The organism is Streptomyces sp. NPDC014734 (genome assembly GCF_043083325.1).
Classification (GTDB): Bacteria; Actinomycetota; Actinomycetes; order Streptomycetales; family Streptomycetaceae; genus Streptomyces.
This window is the reverse complement of the sequence record NZ_JBIBYN010000001.1, coordinates 235,194-255,747: the sequence shown is the minus strand read 5'-3', so window position 1 is coordinate 255,747 and position 20,554 is coordinate 235,194. Positions and strand designations below refer to the sequence as shown.

Genomic DNA, 20,554 nt, shown 5'->3' with positions numbered 1-20,554 from the left:
GCGCGGAGCCCCGCCCACGACCCGTGACCGTCCGGCGGGCACGGCGGGAAAGGGCCTGTGAGTAATGCCACGAAAGGGGCAAAGGATCACTATCGGCTGCAAGAGTGGCGTTCTCAGGACATGCGTTCTTCGCAGGTGCCCCAGGCCCCGTTCCGCCGAAGAGCCACGACCGTCAGGGAGCACGTCCGTTGGCCGCCATTGCCCGCTGGTGCATCAGGCACCGTCTCGTCACCGTCCTCATCTGGCTCCTCGCCCTCGGCGGAGCGGCCACCGCCGCGGGCCTCGCGGGTTCCGCGTACACCAACCAGTACGACGTGCCCGGCACGGAGGCCGGACGGGCCGCCGAACTCCTGAAGGACGGGTTCACGGACCTCGGCGGGGACACCGACACCATCGTCTGGCACACCACCGACTCCACAGTGCGGGCGGCCGACGTCCGGCAGACGATGACCCGCACCCTGCACGAGGTCGAGCGACTGCCCGGCGTCGGCGCCGTCACCGGACCGTACGGGGCGTCCGGCACCGGACAGATCAGCGAGGACGGGCACACCGCCTACGCCACGGTCACCTTCGACCGGCCCTCCGACGAGATCACGGCCCCACAGGCCCAGGCGCTCGTGGACACCGCGAAGTCGGCCGGGGGCGACGCGCTCCAGGTGGAACTGGGCGGCTCGGCCATCGCGCTCACCGAGGCGCCCGCCGTCCACCTCAGCGAGATCATCGGCGTCGTCGTCGCCGCGGTCGTGCTGTTCCTCGCCTTCGGCTCGCTCGCCGCCAGCATGCTGCCCATCGCCACCGCCCTCGTCTCCGTCGGCACGGCGTACGCGGGCATCACGCTGCTGGGCCACGTGATGACCGTGGCCGACTTCGCCCCGATGCTCGGCATGCTGATCGGCCTCGGCGTCGGCATCGACTACGCGCTGTTCATCGTCACCCGGCACCGCAGCGGCCTGCGCAGAGGCATGTCCGTCCCCGACGCCGCCCGCACCGCCGTCGCGACCACCGGCCGGGCCGTCGTCTTCGCCGGGGCCACCGTCTGCATCGCGCTGCTCGGCATGCTCGTCCTGCGGCTCGGTTTCCTCAATGGTGTCGCGATCGCGGCCTCACTCACCGTCGTGCTGACCGTGGCCGCGTCGGTGACCCTGCTGCCCGCCCTGCTGTCCTTCATCGGGATGCGGGCACTGAGCCGCCGCGAGCGCGCCCGGCTCGCCGAGCTGGGGCCCCAACCCGAACTCCCCACCGGCTTCGCCGCCCGCTGGTCCGTGTTCGTCGAACGCCACCCGAAGCTGCTCGGCGCGCTCGCCGCCGCGGTGATGCTGGTCCTGGCGCTGCCCACCTTCTCCCTGCATCCGGGCACCTCCGACCAGGGGAACAACCCCGCCTCGTCCACCACCCGGCAGGCCTACGACCTGCTGGCCGACGGATTCGGTCCCGGCGTCAACGGCCCGCTGACCATCGCGGCGCAGCTCGACGGCGCGGGCGACCGGCTCGCGATGGACGGCCTGCCGGCCGTGCTGCGCGCCACCGACGGCGTCGCCTCGGTCGGGCCGGTCACGTACAGCGGCGGCGGCGACACCGCCTTCGTCACCGTCGTACCGGCGTCCTCACCGCAGTCGCGGGACACCAGCGCACTCGTCGAGCGGCTGCGCACGGACGTTCTTCCGAAGGCCGAGGCGAACACCTCGCTCCGGGCCCATGTCGGCGGGGTGACGGCCGGATACGACGACTTCGCCCGGACCGTCATGGGCAAGCTCCCGCTCTTCGTCGGCGTGGTCGTCGGGCTCGGCTGCCTGCTCCTGCTGCTCGCCTTCCGGTCCATCGGCATCCCGCTGAAGGCCGCCGTGATGAACATCGCCGCCGTCGCCTCCTCGTTCGGGGTCGTCGTGGCGGTCTTCCAGTGGGGGTGGGGGAGCGAGCTGCTGGGACTGGGCGGCGCCGGGCCGATCGAACCGTTCCTGCCGGTGATCATGGTGTCCGTGCTGTTCGGGCTCTCCATGGACTACCAGGTGTTCCTGGTGGGGCGGATGTACGAGGAGTGGCTGGAGACCCGTGACAACCGGCGGGCGGTCCGGGTCGGCCTCGCCGAGACCGGGCGGGTGATCAACTCCGCCGCCGTGATCATGATTTCGGTCTTTCTCGCGTTCGTCCTCAGCGGCGACCGGGTCATCGCGATGTTCGGCATCGCGCTGGCGGCGGCCGTCGCGCTGGACGCCTTCGTCCTGCGTACGCTCCTGGTCCCGGCCCTGATGCACCTGCTCGGCGGGGCGAACTGGTGGCTGCCGCGCAGCCTGGACCGGTGGCTGCCGCGGATCAGCATCGAGCCCCCGGAGTGCGGCGTGCCGCATGCGGGGGCCCGGCGGCCGGCGGAACGGGACCGGTCGGCGGGGCCGGGCGGGGCCACGCAGCCGGTGGAGCAGCCGTTGGAGGCGGTGGAGGCGGTCCGGGAAGGCACGTGACGCCCGTGCCGGATCCCGCGAGCCCGGCGTGGTCCGGACGGGAGGGGCTACGTCCCGCGGCCGAATCTGGCCGGAGCGTACTCGGCCCGGCGCTCGCGGTAGGTGCGACCGAGATGGTGCTGGAGCCGGATGTGACGGAACTGGTAGACGGCGCCGGTCTGGCGCAGGACCCCCCGGCGGTACGCGTCGTCCAGGAAGGCCACCGTGTCCCAGGGCAGCTTCCCCGTCAGGGGCAGCCATACGCGTGACAGGGCCGTCCACCGTCCCCAGGCGGTGAAGGAGAACGCGTACGAGAGCGCACCGCCGAGCCCGCCCACGGCGCCGATGGAGAGCCCGTCCACCAGCCCCCAGTTCATCGGTCCGAGGACCGTGCTGAGCAGACCGGTGACCAGACGTCCGCCGACGGCGATCACGAGGGTGAGCATCGGCGCGAGGACGAGGACCTGCCGGACCACCGTCGCACGGTTCGAGGCCAGCAGACTCACCGGCGTCGCCGCCGAGGTCACGTCCAACGGTGCTTCGAGCGCGGCAGTGAGCCCGAAGACCAGCCCGGCGCCCACTCCGAAGATCAGGCCGAAGGCCAGCATGTTGATGAGTGTGCCCCTGATCACCAGGTCATCGGTGAGCGGGATCCCGTAGTAGACCTGGCGCTGGACGGCGAAGGCGCTCGCGCATCCGACACCCATGACGAATCCGCCCGGCAGAACGGCCCCGAACCGGGCGGCGAACGTGCGGACCGGTCCGCGGCCGATGCCCGGACCGACGGCCTTGCCGGGCAGCCGCAGCCGGACACGGGACGGCTCGAAGGCCCCACCGCCCAGCGAGACCAGGATCCCGTGGACGCACCCGAAGGAGAGCCCGGCGACCACGCCCATGGAACTCCCCAGCAGCAGGGCCTCGCCGACGCCGAACGGCGCGGAGAGCAGAGTGACGCACCACCCGGACACCGCCACGCACAGCGCCGAGGCCACCACCACCGTCAGGAGGCGAGTGGAGAGCCGCAGCGAGTCGCCGATCCGCCACCACGCGAGGTCCTGTTGATCACGATCGAGGCGGGCCAGATGGTGGGCGAGATAGCCGAGCCAGCGTTCGGCGTCCTCCGGATCCCGGTTCCGTTCCCCGGAACGGTGGCCGATGGCGTCGCGCTCGGCGGCACGACGCCGGTAGACCGTCGGTACGAAGCCGGCCAGCAGATGGTCCTCCAGCGCGTTCGCGTCGGGGAACCGTTCGGGGTCCAGCAGCTCGATCGGGTCCCTGTCGCGGGCCTCGCTGTACATCGTCCGCGCCAGGACGATCATGAGGGGAGTGGTGAGGACCTGCGCGAGAGGCGCGCCCGCCGGGTCCTGCGGGGCGCGCAGCCGCTCCAGAACGGGCTTCCACACCGCCCCGCCCGGCCCGCCGCCGCCCCGGGCCGCGGGCCGGGCCGTCCTGGGCAGATAGGCCGAGAGATCGTCGAGGGTGAGGTCGGTGAGCTCGATGCCGGCGGCCCAGACCAGCGGGGCCCCCGCGGCCTGTACCGCCTCGGCGAACTCGGCGCGCCGGCTGGTCAGTACGAGGGGAAGCGAGGTGGCGTTGAGCGCCTCCAGCGCGGCACGCCGGAGGCCTTCCGCGATCTCGTCGAACCCGTCGAGGACCGGCAGCACGACACCGGCGTCGACCAGCGCGGCGGCCGTCGTCCCACCACCGGGTGCCCGCCCGGACAGGTGCGGATGGTCACGTATCAGCAGATCGACCAGCCAGTCCCGTAACGCGACGGCCGTGGGGTCCCAGGACCCGAGACTGAAGATCACCGGCACCTGGCCGGTGAAGTCCGTCGCCTCCAGGAAGTCCAGGACGAACCTGATCGTCAGAATCGACTTGCCGGAACCGGCCCGGCCGAGCACCACCAGTCGTCCGGACCGGATGCGCCGGTAGGTCTCGGCCACGCTCCGGACGTCGCCGCTGAGATCCAGATGACGCGGGGCCGCTCCCGACGGCAGGCGTTGGACGTTCGCCGGGTAATCGGTCAGGGACGCGGGCGCCTCCTGCCAGCGCACCGGCAGGGGAAAGGGGTCGTGAACCCGGCGTTGTTCTTCCTCGTGCTGCCAACGGCGCCTGATTTCCGCGGACAGGGCGGCGGCGGGGGAGGCGAGGACGCCGGGACCGGACGATCCCGCCCGTGCCGTTCCGGGGCGCGGGGGTAATGGCCTACCGGCGAATTCTTTCGTGGGGGAGTCCGGTGGGGGCGGCGCGGAACGCGACTCGGGCACCCGGTCGGCCTGTCGAGTCGTACCGGAATCCGATCCCGATTCCGCTCCCGATCCTGATTCCGATCCCGCTCCCGATCCGGATTCATATTCCGATTCCGATTCCGACGTGTGCGCGGCCGGACGGGGAGCGCCGGAATTCGATTCGGACGAGACGGGATCCGGTTCGCTCCGCGCCTTGATCAGCATGGCCGCAATGCGCTGACGGTCCTCGGGCGCGGTCCCCAGGGCATCCGCCAACAGGTCCAGCGTGCCCAGCCGATGGTCCTTGGACCGTCCGGTCTCCAGTCTTCGGATGGTGCTGACGCTCACTCCGGACCGGGTCTCCAACTGCTCCTGTGTCAGCCCCGCCTGCGCGCGCAGTCGGCGCAACAACGCGCCGAGCCGATCCGTCACTTCGACATCCCTCCACCACCGGGTGCGGCCGTCCGTGAGCCTACCGTGACGACCGGTCATATGTGACCGGTGCTCTGACCTGTCCACGGGGCGGTGCGAACGCCACGATCGGAGACGTCCGGTCGACGTGGCAACGCGGGACGGAGCGCACCGCGGTACTCCGGGGGAATTCCGCGGCGACCGGCGACGGGGGCCACGCGGCTGCCTGCCGGACGAACGGCCGTCCGGCAGGCAGCCGCGAGGGACCCGGACCGTCGGACCGTTCCGGTGCCGAATTCCGATCAGGGCTCATGAATGCCTCCCGCCACGACACAGGAGGAGTCGGCATGGCATACCGCTACTGGTGTGGTGAATGCGGTTTCAAGACGCCGTGGCTCAGTGAGTCCGAGGGCGAACAGCGCCAGTTGGACCACTACGCCCAACGACACCCGGGAATTCCTCCCGGCGGTCATGTGGAGGCGAACCGGAAGAATCCGGAGGGCGGCATCGGATGCGTTCACGTGATCGGAATCATCGTTCTGCTGCTGATCATCGCGGCGGCGTGCAGCCGCTGAGCGATTCTCCACCCCGTCCGCACTTCCGCGATCCCGGCATGACGGTCCGGAACATTCCGTCACCCAGCCGAATTCTGGCATCCAGCCGAAACGGAGAGAAAGTTGATGAGCGTGCTCGATGGTTCCCGGAACGAATCCCCGGCGGACACCGAGGGTGTGGACGCCGGCCGTGCGGCCGGGCCGTCCGCGCGGATGTCCGGGCGCCGGCGGTGGCTGCTGCCGACGGCAGTGGCGGCCTGTCTCCTGATGACCGGCGTCGGTTCGGCGAGTGCCGCCGAACCGTCCCCCGCCGACATTCTCCAGGCCGGCGCCCAGAAGGGCGTCGCCGACGGATACCCGGGCGTGATCGGCATGGTGCGCCGGGGCGACACCGCGCAGTACGTGCACGCGGGTGTCGGTGACCGCGCGACCAAGGTGCCCGCGGACCCGAAGGCGAAGTTCCGGATCGGCAGCAACACCAAGGCGTTCATCTCCACCGTGCTGCTCCAACTGGAGGGCGAGCACCGGCTCTCGCTGGACGACACCGTCGACCGGTGGCTGCCGGGGGCGGTCGCCGCCAACGGCTACGACGGAAAGAAGATCACGATCCGTCAGCTGCTCAACCACACCTCGGGTCTGCCCGACTACCTCGGCAGCCTGCAGATCTCCACACCGTACTTCCTCAACACCAACCCGAGGGAGGTCCTGCCGCCGCAGAAACTCGTCGACATCGGCCTCGCCCGGCAGGCCCCGCAGAGCGCGCCCGGGGAGAAGTTCGGCTACAGCAACACCAATTACGTGCTCGCGGGCATGGTGATCAGGATCGTCACCGGCTCGGAACCGGCCGCGGAGGTCCAGCGGCGCATCATCGAGCCGCTCGGTCTGCGCGACACCGACTTCCCCACCGAGGACCCCGCCCTCTACGGCAACTACCTGCACGGCTACGTACTCCGCGCGATCCTCATCGACGATGCCACGGTCTCCAACGTGCAGGTCACCGGGAACGCCGGTGCCATCGTGTCGACCCTGGACGACCTGGCGACGTTCTCCCGGGCGTTGCTGGGCGGAGAGCTCCTGGCGCCCGCCCAGCTCGCCGAGCTCAAGACCACGGTGCCGGTGGACGCCGCGGGCAACGCCGGTTACGGGCTGGGCATCGAACACGTGAAGCTGCCGTGCGGCAAGTCGGCCTGGGGGCACGACGGCGCGGTGCTCGGCTACTTCAGCGAGTGGCTGACCGGCGAGGACGGCACCGAGCAGGTCCTGCACGCGAACAACGAGTTCCACATGCTCGGCGGCACACAGGGACAGGCCGACACGGGCAAGGCCATGACTGACGCGTTCTGCGCGCTCTGAGCACCGAGACCGGAAGGGCCCCGCCCCGCCGGGCCGGGCCGTCCGCGCCGCGCGCACGGACGGCCCGGCCGCCCCTTCACACCAGGGGAGCGAACCGCTCCCGGAGAGGACCACCGATGGCATCCCCGCTGACCGCCTGGCGACGACACGCGAGGGCGACGGCCGTCGCCGCGGTCATGGCCGCGGCCGCGACACTCGCGACACCGCCCGCACACGCCGGAAACCCCGCCCCGCCCGTACTGTCCGACGGGTTCGGACTCACTCAGGTCGCGACCGGCACCGAGGTGCACTCCAGCACCGATTTCACGATCACCGTGACCACACCGCAGGTGGCGGGCCCGCACCGGATCCGGATCTTCCTGCCCCACGACTACGCGTCCACGCCCGGCAAGCGGTGGCCCGTGGCCTACTTCCTGCACGGCGGCGGTGGCACCGTGGACGACGCCGCCGCCGCGCCCGCGCTGCACTCGGACTCGATGATCACCGTGGTGCCGGACGGCGGGCTGAAGGGGTGGTATGCCGACTGGGTCATGCAGAACACCGTCGTGGGGGCGGCGAACTGGGAGACCTTCCACCTCGACCAGGTCGTCCCCTTCATCGACGCGAACCTGCGCACCCTGGCGGACAGGTCCCACCGGGCCGTCGTCGGCCTCTCGATGGGGGGTTCCGGCGCACTGCACTACGCCGAGTCCCGCCCCGATCTGTTCGGCCACACCGCCTCCCTGTCCGGCGGCATCGACTTCGACATGGCGGAGGTCCGCGCCGCGGTCCTGGCCACGGAGCTCAACCTCACGGGCGCCTGGTGCGCCGTGAGCACCTCCAGCCCCTCGGGCACCGGCCGGTGCACCGGTTACGGGCCCACCGTCGACAGCGACGCGGTCTACGGCTCGCCCTACCCGATCCTCGGCGCCGACCGGGTGTGGAAGGCCGTCAACCCCGCCGCCCCGGCCAACCTGACCCGGCTCGCCGGAACCGAGATCACGCTGTACACCGGCGACCAGGGGCTCATCGACCACTTCACGGCGATCGCCGCCGAGCACGTCAAGACCCGCGCGGACCAACTCGGGCTCCGTACCCGGCTCGTCGACTACGGCGACGGGTCGGCGCTCTCGCCGACGTGCGACGGCGGCCACAACTACGGCTGCTGGGCCCCCGTGCTCGCCGACTACATGACCCGGCTGCGGACCGCGTTCGACCCGGCGGACTGACCCCACGACGGGCCGGTCTTCCGGCGACGAGCGGCCGGACACCACGACAGGACCGTGCCCCGGCACCGCGGCGGCCGGGGCACGCGACCACCCGCATCGCGAAGGAGGGCGGCACATGACGGAGAAGATCCCGGCAGACGGTCCGGGAACGGGCGACGGGCACCGAAGGGCAGGACCTCTGCCTCCGCACGGCGACGACAGGGGCACGAACACGGGCACGGGCACGAACACCGGCACGGGCGCAGGCACGGGCACGAACATGAGCAAGGGTGCGAGCACAGGCACGGGTGCGAGCAAGGGCACGGGAAGCGGCAACGCGCCGCTCCGACGGCCCACCTCGTACGCCACCCGGCGCAGCGACGCCACCCGGCTGCTGTGCGCCGGCGTCCACCTCGACAGCGACTTCCGGGGGCGCGTGATCCAGGAGCTCGTCCGGCACGAGGAGCGCCCGGTCGCCCTCTCGCTCGGCATCGACGCGGTGCCGGTGCTCGCACACGCGCTGCGGGCCCGTCGTGGGGAGGCGCGCACCGCACTCGTACTGCTGGCCGTGTGGGTCCTGTTCATCGGCCTGGGAATGGCCGGCATCGGCTCGCGGTCGCCGCTCCTGGTGCCCTGGTGGGCGGCGTACGCACTGGTCTGCCTCGCCCTGGGCGTCGTGCGCGGTGCGACCGGGGTCGGCGTCGCGGTGTTCACGTTCGACCGCACGATGGTGGAGCAGGCCACCCGCGGGCGACTGAAGCTGCTCCCGCTCGTGCCCGCCCTGGTGGCGATCGCGTACTGGGCGGCCGTCCTCGTCGCCCTCTTCACACAGGCCGACGCCTGGGTGGGGGTGCTGTTCCCGGTCCTGCTGACGCTGCCGGTATGGGCCTACCGCGAACACGTCACCGCGGTCATGCGGGCGGAGCTGGGCTCCGCGGCGTTCTCCCGGATGCCCCGCGAGAAACTGCCGGACACCGTCCGCTACCGGCGCATCGGCGGTGCCATCGCACGCGAGCAGTACGCGGCCCTCACGATCTACGACCCGTTCCGCCCCTTCATCGGAGCCGGGCGGCCCTACGAGGCGCCGTGGTCGCTGGTGATGGAACTCAAGAAGCGGGGCGAGCGACGTGCGGACGGCCCGCCGCGACCGGACCCGGGGCCGGAACAGGAAACCGTCCCGGCACCCGGGGCCGCCACCGGTCCGCTCACCGGCCGGGAGGTCATCGATCTCATCAAGCCGCAACTGGAGGCGCTGCGCACCTCGGCGGCGGCCACCAGCCGGGACCGGCTGCGCGCACTCGAAGTCGAGGAGTTCGTCTACCTGCCGACCGGTTCGGCCCGCTGGGACGTCGACTACAGTCCGCACGCCGCCGACCGGCACCTCGACGAGGCGGTGGGCGAGGGCGCGGAGGGGCGCCGTCACTTCCTGCGCATCCGGATCGGCGCGTGGGACGAACAGATCGTGGTCTCGGTGCTCGTGCGCGTCCACACCCAGGGCGGGATGCTCGTCCTTGAGGTCGTGCCGCACGTCCTCACCCCGGTACGGCCGGAGTTCCGGGCCGTCGACGTGATCGAGGCGCGGGGCGGACCCGACCCCCTCCGGGACGCCGTCCGCGCCGTGCTCGCGACGCCCACCGCCAACTTCGCCGCCGGGACGTCGCTGTTCCGGACGGCCGTGGCCGAGTTCCGCACCTGGCTGGCCAATCCGCGCCAGGCGTTCCCCGACGGACCGGTCACGTCCGTGCGGGAGCTGGGCAGCACGGCCGAACTCTCGGTGTTCCAGGAGATGGACGTCAAGCGGTACGTGCGGACGGTGCAGGACCGGATCGCGAGCGGAGTGCGGGAGGCGCTGCGGACGAAGAACTACGAGACGGGCGACTTCGAGCAGCAGATCGTCACCGTCAGCGGTGGCGGCGTGTTCATCGGAACGATGCACGGGGGTGCGGTCGCGACAGGCGAACGGTCCTCGGCGAAACACGGGAGGGGCGGCACACGATGACGGACGAGCCGGAAGGTCCGGACGGGACGGAGACCGACGGAGCCGATGGTCCGGGCCCGGCGCCGGGGGGCATCTCCGTCGGACTGATGACCGGCGGCGCCGCGGCGGCCGGTGAACGGGCGTACGCGGAGGACCGCGGGCGGCACGCGGGAGAGGCCGCGACGGTGCCCGTGCCACCCACCGGTACACCCGCGCCGCCGATCGTCCCCGGCGGTATCGGCATCGGCACGATGACGGGCGGCGCGGTGGCCTCGGGCACCGACGCCCGTGCCGTCGACTCCTCACAACGGTTCGTCGACGTGTCACCCGAACTGCTCGCGGCCGTCGCCGCGTTGCGAGGACACCTGGGCGTGCTCACCAGGACCGGGGAGGTCGCCGAACTGGACGCGGGACTCGCCGAGGTCGAGGAGGGGACGATCCACGACGGCCGGGTGCGCCGGGACCGTCTGCGATGGCTGCGCGACCGGCTGGACGTCGGCGCGACCGCGGCGGCGGGGCTCGCCTCGGCCGCTGCCGTGGTCGAGGCGATCACCCAGCTGACCGGTTGAGGGGCGGGGTGCCATGAGCCACTGGGACGCGGACGGGCAGCGCTGGGTGCCGGATTCGGCACCCGGGGGCGGCAGCGGACAGCCGCCGCCCGACACCGACCTTCCCCGCGTGCTGATCGTGGTGGCCGTCGTCGTCCTCCTGCTCGCGGTGGTGGGCGCGACGGTCTGGACACGCGGACACGATCACGGTGCCGGGGGCCCGGTGGCCGTCTCCACCGCCCTTCCGGAGCCCCCGGAGTCCTCCGACAGCGCGACGGAGGCCCCCGTGCTCCCGGACACCGCAGATCCGGACACCGCCGATTCGTACGGGGCCGACCCGTCGGCGACGGAACGGGACCCGTCCGACCCGTCCGACCCGTCCGGGACCGAGGGGCCGTCGGACACCGTGGAGCGCTACTACGACGCGATCAACAGCGGCGACTTCTCCGCCGCCTGGGACCTCGGTGGCGAGAACCTCGGCGCGAGCTATTCCTCGTACGTGTCCGGCTTCGCCGGGACACTGCGCGACACGGTCACCGTGCGGGCCGTCGAGGGCGACACCGTGTACGTGGACATCACCGCCCATCAGACGGACGGTACCCGGCACACGTTCGCCGGCACCTACACCGTGCTCGACGGAGTCATCACCGGAGCCGACATCGAACGCACGGGCTGAATCGGCCCGATGAGGGAGGACGTTCACCGCGCCGGGGAGGCGAAGGGGGACAGCCCCACCGTGCGCGGTACCTGAACGGCCCCTGCGATCGGCCTGGTAGCCGGATCGATCGGGGAGTCGGACGAGCCGAGGATGGTGCCCGTTCAGCACAACCGCACCAACGACTCCCGGAGGACCCCCCTGATGAGGAACTTCCTGCCTCGCCGACACACGCACCGGTTACTGCCCACGATGCTCCTCCTGGCCGCCACCGCCGGGACGGTCACCGCCTGTGGCGAAGTCGGCGCTTCCGCTCCGGCGGATTCCGCTTCATCGGCTTCATCGGCTTCATCGGCTTCCGCGGCGCCGACCGCGGCGGCTTCGGAACCGGCAGCCGATCCGACGTTGCGTATGGTCAACGCCGACGGCCACCGTCTGGCGTTCCACGTCACTCCCGGCCGTCTTCCCGCCATCGTCCTGGACGCGGGCGGGGGTCTGGACTCCTCGTACTGGAAGAACCTGGTTCCCGAACTCGCGGCAGCCACCGGATCCGAGATCATCACCTACGACCGGGCCGGGCTCGGCGACAGCGACGAGGTGCCCGGCCCCTGGAAGGTGGAGAGCGCCGTCAGCGATCTGGAGATCGGTCTGCGCGCACTCGATGTCACCGGGAATGTCGTCCTGGTGTCGCACTCCCAGGCGGGCGAGGTCGCGACCTGCTTCGCCCGGGCGAACCCGCGACTGCTCTCCGGTGCGGTCCTCGTCGACGCAAGCCTGCCGGAGCTCTACACCGACGAGGAGATCGCCCGTCTCGCAGCCGCGAACAAACCGCAGGTCGATGCGGCGAGGAAGGACCCTTCCACGAAGGAGAACCGCCAGTTGATCGCCACCGCGGAGAATTACGTACCGATGCACCGGGCGTACCACCAGGTCGCCTGGCCCGACAGTGTCCCCGCCACCGTCATCGTGTCGGAGAAGACCCCGTTTGACGGGTCCCCCGAGGACGCCCGGCTCTGGCGGGACGCCGCCGCCGCGTTCGTGAAGGCCGGACCGGACCGGACACTCGTCACGGCGGTGGGCAGCTCGCACGACATCCCGATCGAGCGTCCCGGCCTCGTTCTCGGCGAGATCGAGAAGATGGCCGCCGCACGCGGATGACGTGTGCGGCAGGCCGACGATCCCTGCTCCGGGCACCACCTTCCGCGCCGTCGGCCGCTTCGCCGGCGAGACCGCCCACCGGGCGGCGGGCCGGGCGGCTGTCACAGCGGCTCGATGCCGTCCGGCGGGACAATCTCCCCGGCCTCCGCTCACTCGCCGCGGAACGCGGGCGTCAGGGCGGACTCCCGGCAGGCCACGACAGCGGACTCCCGGCAGGCCACGACAGCGGACTCCCGACAGACCACGACAGCGGACTCCCGCCATCCCGCCAGACCCCACCGACACCGCACACGGTCAGGGCCGGACGTCCCGCCCGGTCGTTGGTGTGTGCGGGGCAGCTTCCCCGGGTGCCCCGTCGGGGCCGTCCGAGACGGGCCCGGGGGCCGGTTCCGGATCCGCGTCCCGGCGCGCGCCGGGCACGGCCCGTGATTCCGCTTCGAGTGCCTCGTCGGGCCGGTCCTGGGGTTCCGTTTCCTGTGCCGTCGGCCGAACGCCGTCGACTCCGGGGGCGCGGACGACGACCTTTCCGGAGGCCAGATCTATCGGCCCGCGCCCCGGGTCGCCGACGCCGAGATCGACCCGGGACAGCTCCAGGCGCTTCCGCTCCTCGGCGGCATGCCTGCGCCCCGGCGCGAAGATCTCCTCGAAGAAGTTGAACACCAGCCGCACACCCTTTCACCGCTGCCCGCGCTACCGCACCTCCAGCACCAGGATCCTGTCGTCTCCCGGCTTCGGAGTGCCGCGCTTGTCCGTATTGCTCGTGACGAGCCAGAGCCTGTCGCCGCCCGCGGCGAGCACGGTACGCAGACGGCCGTACTTCCCCTCCAGGAACGACTGCGGGGCGGCCAGAGGTTCCGCGCCCTCCTTGCCGGACAGCGGAATCCGCCAGAGTCGCTCACCGCGCAGGCCCGCCATCCAGATCGAGCCCCCGGCAAAGGCGATCCCGCTCGGGGACGCCTCGGACGTCTTCCACTGTGCCACGGGATCGACGAGATCCGTCTTTCCCGCCTTGCCCTCGGCCCGCGGCCAGCCGTAGTTCCCGCCCGGCACGATCCGGTTCAGCTCGTCCCAGGTGTCCTGCCCGAACTCGGACGCCCACAGCTGTTTCAGCCCGTCCCAGGCGAGCCCCTGCACATTGCGGTGTCCGTACGAATACACCACTGAGTCGGCCTCGGGGTTGCCGTGCAGCGGCTGACCGTCCGCGGTCATCCGAAGGATCTTGCCGGCCAGCGACTTCCTGTCCTGCGCGAGCCCGTCGTCCCCCGTCTCCCCGGTACCCGCGTACAGCATGTGGTCCGGGCCGAAGGCGATCCGCCCGCCGTTGTGGATCGAGCCCTTGGGGATGCCCCGGAGAATCGTGTCCGGCGCGCCCAGCAGCCGGCCGGGCGTCGTGCCGTTCTCGTCGTACTGCAGGCGCGCGATCCGGTTGTCGGACGCTGTCGTGAAGTACGCGTACACCAGGTGGTCCGTGCCGTACGTGGGGGACACCGCGATGCCCAGCAGCCCGCCCTCCCCGCCGGCCGCCACCCCCGGCACACTGCCCAGCAGCGTCTTCTTCCCGGACTTCCCGTCGACGCGGGTGATCGTTCCCTTGTCGCGCGAGGCCACCAGCAGGTCACCGCCCGGCAGTTCGGCCAGCCCCCAGGGCGAGTCGAGCCCACCGGTGAGGGTGGCGACCACCTTCACCGACCCCTTCTCGGGGGGCGACGGGACCGGGGCGGACGGCGGGGCCGAGGGCGGGGCAGGGGACGAGGGGACGGTGTGGGAGGGCGTCCCGCGGCCGGGGCCCGCCGTGTCGCCGGAGCCGTCCCCCGGCGCGCAGCCCGCGGTCAGCAGCAGCGAGCCGACGGCCAGCGCGGCCACCCCTGCGCGGCGTCCGCCTCCCGGCCGCCGACGACCCGCTGAGCCTCGTACCGTCTCGAACAGAACACCGCGCACCGCACCGGTCCCTTCAACCCCGTGGACAACCGCCTGGACACCGTTCATACACCGCGACAGGGCCGGGGGCCGCCCGGACCGGCCGAATCTCCCGTCCCGCCGACCGGCCCGGTGCCGTGGCCGGCCCCGCCCGCCCGGCACCCACCGGCGGCGGACAGGCGGGTCGTCGTCAGTCCCAGGACCTCTGCGCCCGCGGCAGCCGGGCGAGTTCCACGAGATCCCGCTCGGTCAGCGTCAGCCCTGCCGCACCCGCGTTCTCCACCGCCCAGCGCTCCCGCTTGGTCCCCGGGACCGGCACCACGTGCGGACCCTGCCGCAGCACCCAGGCCAGCGCCACCTGCGCCGCGGTCGCCCCGTGCCGCTCGGCGACCCGACGCAGACCGACCACCAACGGCTGGTTCGCGGCCATCATCTCGGCCGTGAACCGCGGATGCCTGGCCCGCAGATCGTCCCGTTCGAAACCCTGCCCGGGCGTCAGCGTGCCGGTCAGATAACCGCTTCCCAGGGGCATCGCGGCCAACAGCCCCACACCCCGGGCCGTGCACCACGGAAGCAACGACTCCAGCGCCTCCGGCGACCAGACGGAGAGTTCGGCCTGAACCGCTCCCACCGGGAACACCTGCTGCACCCGCTCCAGCTGACGGATCGTTTCGTCGTACATTCGGGCCCCCGACCGGCGGGAAGCCCGCGCACCCACCGCACACAGCCCCAGCGCCCGCACCTTCCCGGCCGTCACCAACTCGGCCATCGCGCCCCAGGTCTCCTCGATCGGCACCTCGGGATCGGGCCGGTGCAGTTGGTACAGGTCGATCACATCGGTCTGCAGCCGCCGCAACGAGGCGTCACAGGCCCGCCGCACATAGCCGGGCCGTCCATTGGCGACGATGTGCTGATCGCCCACGAGCAGACCGCACTTGGTGGAAACGAACGCGTCGGACCTGCGGCCCTTCAGAGCCCGCCCCACCAGCAGTTCGTTGGTGAACGGGCCGTACATGTCGGCGGTGTCGAGCAGTTGGACCCCCGCGTCGAGCGCGGCGTGCACCGTGCGCAACGCACGGTCACCACGCTGCTGCGACGCGCTGTACGCCCAGCTCATCGGCATACAGCCGAGCCCGACCGCGCCCACGGCGAGCGCCGCCGCACCGAGACTCCTGCGCTCCAACTCCCCGTACCCTTCCTGAGGTCGTGTCGTCACACCGCCGTCGTCCGGCCGGAGGCCCTGTCGTGCTGTGTCCGGCGCGTGCGGTCGCGAGGCGGCGAATCATCCATGTGCGGACGTACCCGGACGAGTCCGGTAGCGCGGCGAACACCCGTGCCGGGCGTCGTGCGGCAGACGGCGGTGTGACGACACGACCTGGGCCCCGCCGTCACGGGACCACAACGCCCCCCAAAGTAACCTCTGCCGACCGCGCCCCCTCGCGCAGCCTCCCGACGCGGTGCTCCGGCGCATCCACCTCGGATTCGAAGGCCCGGACGCCACTCCGCCCGCCGCCTCGCCGAAGAAGCCGCATGGCGCCGCTCGCCGCTCCACTTCCCCTCATGGGCCGGGCGGTCGCGGCCCGCCCCATGAGGGGAAGCGGGCTCCCGGCGTCCTGCTGCCCCGCCCGCCGCGTTGTCGTCGGTCACCGACGCTCCGCGTCGACTCCTTCCTCCGCCTTGGATTCGAAGCCGCAGGACCCCGCTCGCTGCTCCACCCCCCTGTTGCTCACCGGCTCGTTAGCCTGATGACCATGATTGCGAAGCAGAATCCCGACGTGTGGCTGCCGTACCCGGCCGACGAGATCGAGGGACTTCCCGAGGAGTTCACCTATCACTTCTGGGACGGTGGGCCGGACTACCCCGCCGACCCGGCCGACTGCGAGTTCTACGTAGTGCCGTACCTGAGCGGCGGTGAGGTCGCGGTCCGGCCGCTCGCCGCCATGAGGCGGGTCCGGGTCGTGCAGACGCTCTCCGCGGGGATCGACCACGTCGAGCCCGCCCTCGGTCTGCTCCCCGCCGGGGCGCGGCTGTGCAACGCCAAAGGGGTCCACGAGGCGTCGACCGCCGAACTCGCCCTCACCCTGATCCTCGCCTCGCTGCGCGGCGTCCCCGGATTCGTCCACGGCCAGGACGCGGAGGAGTGGCGGGACGGCTTCTACCCCGCACTCGCCGACAAGTCGGTGCTGATCGTGGGGTACGGGTCGATCGGTGCCGCCATCGAGGACCGGCTCGCACCCTTCGAGTGCGCGCGGGTGGTGCGCGTCGCGCGTTCCGCGCGGACGACGGCGCACGGGCCCGTCCACGCACTCGACGACCTGCCCGCGCTCCTTCCCGGGGCGGACGTCGTCGTGCTGTCCACCCCCCTGACCCCTTCCACGCAAGGGCTGGTGGACGCGGAGTTCCTCGCCGCGATGGCGGACGGGGCGCTGCTCGTGAACGTGGCCCGGGGCGGTGTCGTCGACACCGAGGCACTGCTGGTCGAACTGGAGTCCGGCCGGTTGCGGGCGGCCCTCGACGTCACCGACCCGGAACCCCTGCCCGCGGGTCATCGGCTCTGGCATGCTCCCCACGTCCTCATCACTCCGCACGTGGGCGGCAGCACCTCGGCGTTCCTGCCCCGGGCCAAGCGTCTGATGGCCGGACAGCTGAGCTGTTTCGCGGCCGGGGAACCGCTGCGGAACGTCGTACGCACCACGGACTGACCACGCTACGGGTCCGTTCGACTGCGCTCCGTCCCGACAACCCCCATGATCGTCACGCAGCGTATATGGGCTATGTCCCTGAGTGACTGGTCTGGTGTATCGTCCCGAAAGGGGCGCTGCGCCGGGGAAGGGACGGCGCCGGGGAGGACGGCGACACGCGAGGGGGGCCACGGGCGATGTACGGCCGAGGGGCGAACGATCCGACACCACGGGACGGTCGATGGCGACCGTGCCCTGCCGATGGACATCCATGGCCCGTCCGCGGGACGACGGCCGGGTGCGGGCCCGGGGCTCCGGCCCTTCCCCGCACCGGCCGCGCGCCGACGGGCCGGGGCGCCGGGCGGGTCGGCCGCGGCGCCGCGGTGCCGGCGCGCCCGCCCGCGCGAGGGGTTCGCCCGTCCGCTGCCGCCGGGCGTCCGGCCCGCTGCGGACGGGCCCCGGCAGGACGCCCGGCGTGTGCGCGTCCCGCGGTTCCGGGTGCGTCCCGGTGAGCGCGCCGACCGACGCCCTCGGGGCGTTCCTCTCCCGGCGGTCGGCCGTCGGCGGCACGTCCGCGGTGGTCTCGCAGATTCTGCTCGGACTCGTCTGCGGCGGATACGCGGTCGGGGCGGCCCTCGGCTGGGGCTCGCCGGAAATGGCGCTCCTCATGGGGGACTTCGGCCTCAGCGCCGCCGCGCTGGTCGCGGCAGTCTCCTGCTTCCTGTACGCGCGGGCCGACGGGAACCAGTGCCGGCCCGCCTGGCTGCTCTTCGCCGTCTCCTCGCTCATGGCCTCCGGGGGCAACGCCGTCTGGGGCTGGTACGAGGTCGTGCGCGGCGTCTGGGTGCCCAGCCCCTCCCTCGCCGACGTCCTCTTCCTCTGCTTCGCACCACCCGCCATCGTCGGGCTGCTCGTCCTCGCCAAGCGCCCCGTCAGCCGGGCCGGCTGGCTCTGCCTCGCACTGGACTCCTGGCTGATCGGCGGCTCGCTCCTCACCATCTCCTGGAGCCTCGCCCTCGCGCACACCGCGCACCTCGTGGGCGCCGAGGGCACCAGCGTGGCCCGCGCGGCGCTCTCGCTGGCCTATCCGCTGCTCGACATCGTGCTGGTCTCCATGGTGCTGGCCCTGCACTTCCGCCGCGCCAACGTCAACCGCTCCGCGGTGAACACCGCCGTCGCCGCCCTGGCACTCACGGTCCTGTCCGACGCCCTGTTCACCTCTCCGCTGCTGCGCCAGACCTACCACTCCGGGCAACTGCTGGACGCCGGCTGGTTCGCCGGGTCCCTGCTCCTCGCCTACGCCCCCTGGGGCGCGCAGGGCGCCGCGGGCGACGCCCTCCCGTCGCGGGGCGCGCCGCCGCTGCGGGCCGAGCGCCCCATCGGGGGGTCGCTGGCCGCGCTGACCCCGTACCTCGCCGCCGCGGTCTGCACCCTCGGCATCCTCTACAACGTCGTCGAGGGCCGCAGGGTCGACCGCGTCGTGATCTTCACCGGCTGCACGGTGGCGCTCGCGCTGGTCGTCCGGCAGGGCATCATGCTCGTCGACAACATCGCCCTCACCCAGGAGCTGGCCCAGAAGGAGAACCACTTCCGCTCCCTGGTGCAGGGATCCAGCGACGTCATCATGATCGCGGCCCCCAACGGCGTCCTGCGCTACGTCAGCCCGGCCGCCGCCGGGGTGTACGGGCGCGAGGCCGAGGACCTGGTCGGCACCGAGCTCGCCTCGATCATCCACCCGGACGACCTGGGGCGCGTGGTCCACGAGCTGCGCCGCTTCCTCGCCGCACCGCCGGGCGAGGAGCCGACCACCCGGATCGAGTGCCGCTTCAGATCCGGTACGGGCGACTGGCTCAACGTCGAGTCCACGGTCAACCGTCACCAGGGCGGGCTGATCCTCAACAGCCGTGACGTGACCGAACGGGTGCGGCTGCAGGCGCAGTTGCAGCACAACGCCGAGCACGACCCGCTGACCGAGCTGCCCAACCGCGCCCTGTTCACCGCCCGGGTGCGTCAGGCCCTCGGCGGGCGCCGCACGGGGGACGCCGGAACGGCGGTGCTCTTCATCGACCTCGACGGCTTCAAGGCGGTCAACGACCGTCTCGGCCACCAGGCGGGCGACGAACTGCTCGTCCAGGCCGCCCGCCGCCTCCAGGAATCCGTCCGGGCCGGCGACACCGCCGCCCGGCTCGGCGGCGACGAGTTCGCGGCGATCATCCTCGGCGACGGCACCCGCGACCAGCCCGGCCGCGAGTGCCAGGTCCACGAGATCGCCGACCGGCTCCGGCTCACCCTCTCCCAGCCCTACCGGGTCGGTGCCGGCATCGGCGAGGTCAGGGTCGCCGCCTCCATCGGGGTCGCCTTCGCCGAGCCGGGCATCACCCCCAGCGACCTCATGCGCAACGCCGACCTCGCCATGTACCGGGCCAAGGCGGGCGGCAAGAACCGCGTCGAGCTGTACGCGCCGCAGATGCAGGCCGAGGTCGTCCGCCGCTCCGAGCTCACCGCCCGGCTGCGCACGGCCCTGCGCGACGGAGAGTTCGCCCTGCTCCACCAGCCGGTGGTGCACCTCGCCAGCGGCACCGTCGCTGCCGTCGCCGCGCAGGCCCGCTGGCGCTCCGCCCAGGGCATCCTGTTCACCCCGGCCGAGTTCCTCCGCGTCGCCGAGGACGGCGACCGCACCGCCGAGCTCGGCCGCTGGCTCCTCGAAGAGGCCGTCGAACAGGCCGCCGACCGGGCCAGGGCCGGACACGCGGTCTCCGTGGCCGTCCGGCTCTCCGCCCGCCGGCTGCTCGACAAGGGGACGCCGTCCGCGTCCATCGAGGCCCTGCTCACCCGGCACGGGCTGCCCTCCGGCGCCCTGATGATCGAGGTGGCCGACAGCGACCCCCGGATCTCCTTCGACGAACTCGAACAGCGTCTCGTCGCGCTGCGCCGCCTCGGTGTCCGTATCGCGCTCGACGGCTTCGGCAGCGGCTACGCGGCGATCAACGCCCTGCGCAGGCTCCCCATCGACGTGCTCAAACTCGACCGCGGGCTCGTCGAGGGCGTCGTGGAGTCCGCCCGCCTGCACAAGATCACCAGTGGGCTGCTGCGCATCGCCTGCGACCTGGGCATGCAGTCGGTGGCCGACGGGGTCGACGTACCCGAACAGGTCGTCGCCCTGCGCGCCATGGGCTGCACGCACGGCCAGGGCATGGCCTTCTCCGGGCCGCTCGACGAGTACCGGCTGCGGCGCGCCCTGACCCGGGGCGCTTTCCCGATGCCCGGCGCCGCCGCCGAGCCCGTCCTGGCCGGTGGTTCCCTCCCCCGTCTCAGCGGATCACATGCTGAGACGCCCGTCCCACCCACTTGACACGTCACATGCGTCGGAGAGAGGGTCAATGCCATGCGCACCCGAATTCTCGTACTTGGAAAGCGCGTCGGCTGAGCAGAGTCCCACGATGGCA

At 72.1% G+C, this 20,554-nt stretch carries 14 protein-coding genes; 10 read left to right on the top strand and 4 right to left on the bottom strand.

What is annotated here, in order from left to right:
* Positions 1-188 precede the first annotated feature (188 nt).
* Complete coding sequence (locus tag ACF1CT_RS01175; RefSeq protein ID WP_391781644.1) at positions 189-2,456, top strand: MMPL family transporter; 2,268 nt, start codon at positions 189-191, stop codon at positions 2,454-2,456.
* Positions 2,457-2,503: 47 nt separating this feature from the next.
* On the opposite strand, the gene ACF1CT_RS01170 is transcribed toward ACF1CT_RS01175, so the two are convergent.
* A complete protein-coding gene (locus tag ACF1CT_RS01170) occupies positions 2,504-5,098 on the bottom strand; it encodes a helix-turn-helix domain-containing protein (RefSeq protein ID WP_391781643.1) in 2,595 nt (864 codons plus the stop codon).
* Positions 5,099-5,424: 326 nt separating this feature from the next.
* On the opposite strand from ACF1CT_RS01170, the gene ACF1CT_RS01165 reads away from it, so the two are divergent.
* From ACF1CT_RS01165 to ACF1CT_RS01135, 7 genes are all read left to right on the top strand, one after another.
* Positions 5,425-5,652, top strand: coding sequence for a hypothetical protein (locus tag ACF1CT_RS01165; RefSeq protein ID WP_391781642.1), 228 nt, complete (start codon positions 5,425-5,427; stop codon positions 5,650-5,652).
* A 105-nt stretch (positions 5,653-5,757) separates the two neighbouring features.
* On the top strand, positions 5,758-6,984 hold the full coding sequence (locus tag ACF1CT_RS01160) for a serine hydrolase domain-containing protein (protein ID WP_391781641.1): 1,227 nt from the start codon (positions 5,758-5,760) through the stop codon (positions 6,982-6,984).
* 116 nt (positions 6,985-7,100) lie between these two features.
* Positions 7,101-8,192, top strand: coding sequence for an alpha/beta hydrolase (locus ACF1CT_RS01155; protein WP_391781640.1), 1,092 nt, complete (start codon positions 7,101-7,103; stop codon positions 8,190-8,192).
* Between the two features lie 115 nt (positions 8,193-8,307).
* Positions 8,308-10,170, top strand: a complete 1,863-nt coding sequence (locus ACF1CT_RS01150) for a hypothetical protein (RefSeq protein ID WP_391781639.1) — start codon at positions 8,308-8,310, stop codon at positions 10,168-10,170.
* Positions 10,167-10,718 (top strand): hypothetical protein, encoded by a 552-nt coding sequence (locus ACF1CT_RS01145; protein ID WP_391781638.1) that lies wholly within the window; start codon positions 10,167-10,169, stop codon positions 10,716-10,718. Before ACF1CT_RS01150 ends, ACF1CT_RS01145 begins: the two co-directional genes overlap by 4 nt.
* 13 nt (positions 10,719-10,731) lie before the next feature.
* Entirely contained in the window at positions 10,732-11,373 is a 642-nt protein-coding gene (locus tag ACF1CT_RS01140) for a hypothetical protein (protein ID WP_391781637.1), read from the top strand.
* A 390-nt stretch (positions 11,374-11,763) separates the two neighbouring features.
* Entirely contained in the window at positions 11,764-12,510 is a 747-nt protein-coding gene (locus ACF1CT_RS01135; RefSeq protein WP_391781636.1) for an alpha/beta fold hydrolase, read from the top strand.
* 294 nt (positions 12,511-12,804) lie between these two features.
* On the opposite strand, the gene ACF1CT_RS01130 is transcribed toward ACF1CT_RS01135, so the two are convergent.
* The 3 genes from ACF1CT_RS01130 to ACF1CT_RS01120 form a co-directional block, all read right to left on the bottom strand.
* Complete coding sequence (locus tag ACF1CT_RS01130) at positions 12,805-13,179, bottom strand: DUF6191 domain-containing protein (protein WP_391781635.1); 375 nt, start codon at positions 13,177-13,179, stop codon at positions 12,805-12,807.
* Between the two features lie 21 nt (positions 13,180-13,200).
* On the bottom strand, positions 13,201-14,373 hold the full coding sequence (locus ACF1CT_RS01125) for a PQQ-dependent sugar dehydrogenase (RefSeq protein ID WP_391781634.1): 1,173 nt from the start codon (positions 14,371-14,373) through the stop codon (positions 13,201-13,203).
* A 244-nt stretch (positions 14,374-14,617) separates the two neighbouring features.
* Positions 14,618-15,574, bottom strand: a complete 957-nt coding sequence (locus ACF1CT_RS01120; protein WP_391782150.1) for an aldo/keto reductase — start codon at positions 15,572-15,574, stop codon at positions 14,618-14,620.
* 604 nt (positions 15,575-16,178) lie between these two features.
* On the opposite strand from ACF1CT_RS01120, the gene ACF1CT_RS01115 reads away from it, so the two are divergent.
* Positions 16,179-17,129 carry a 2-hydroxyacid dehydrogenase gene (locus tag ACF1CT_RS01115; protein WP_391781633.1) on the top strand — a complete coding sequence of 317 codons (951 nt, stop codon included), beginning with the start codon at positions 16,179-16,181 and terminating at the stop codon, positions 17,127-17,129.
* Between the two features lie 487 nt (positions 17,130-17,616).
* Entirely contained in the window at positions 17,617-20,460 is a 2,844-nt protein-coding gene (locus tag ACF1CT_RS01110; RefSeq protein ID WP_391781632.1) for a putative bifunctional diguanylate cyclase/phosphodiesterase, read from the top strand.
* Positions 20,461-20,554: the final 94 nt, after the last annotated feature.

Excerpts from the sequence above, each read along its gene's own strand:
- ACF1CT_RS01165 (WP_391781642.1), top strand. The coding sequence starts at position 5,425 with ATGGCATACCGCTACTGGTGTGGTGAATGCGGTTTCAAGACGCCGTGG.
- ACF1CT_RS01160 (WP_391781641.1), top strand. The coding sequence starts at position 5,758 with ATGAGCGTGCTCGATGGTTCCCGGAACGAATCCCCGGCGGACACCGAG.
- ACF1CT_RS01155 (WP_391781640.1), top strand. The coding sequence starts at position 7,101 with ATGGCATCCCCGCTGACCGCCTGGCGACGACACGCGAGGGCGACGGCC.
- ACF1CT_RS01150 (WP_391781639.1), top strand. The coding sequence starts at position 8,308 with ATGACGGAGAAGATCCCGGCAGACGGTCCGGGAACGGGCGACGGGCAC.
- ACF1CT_RS01145 (WP_391781638.1), top strand. The coding sequence starts at position 10,167 with ATGACGGACGAGCCGGAAGGTCCGGACGGGACGGAGACCGACGGAGCC.
- ACF1CT_RS01140 (WP_391781637.1), top strand. The coding sequence starts at position 10,732 with ATGAGCCACTGGGACGCGGACGGGCAGCGCTGGGTGCCGGATTCGGCA.
- ACF1CT_RS01135 (WP_391781636.1), top strand. The coding sequence starts at position 11,764 with ATGGTCAACGCCGACGGCCACCGTCTGGCGTTCCACGTCACTCCCGGC.
- ACF1CT_RS01115 (WP_391781633.1), top strand. The coding sequence starts at position 16,179 with ATGATTGCGAAGCAGAATCCCGACGTGTGGCTGCCGTACCCGGCCGAC.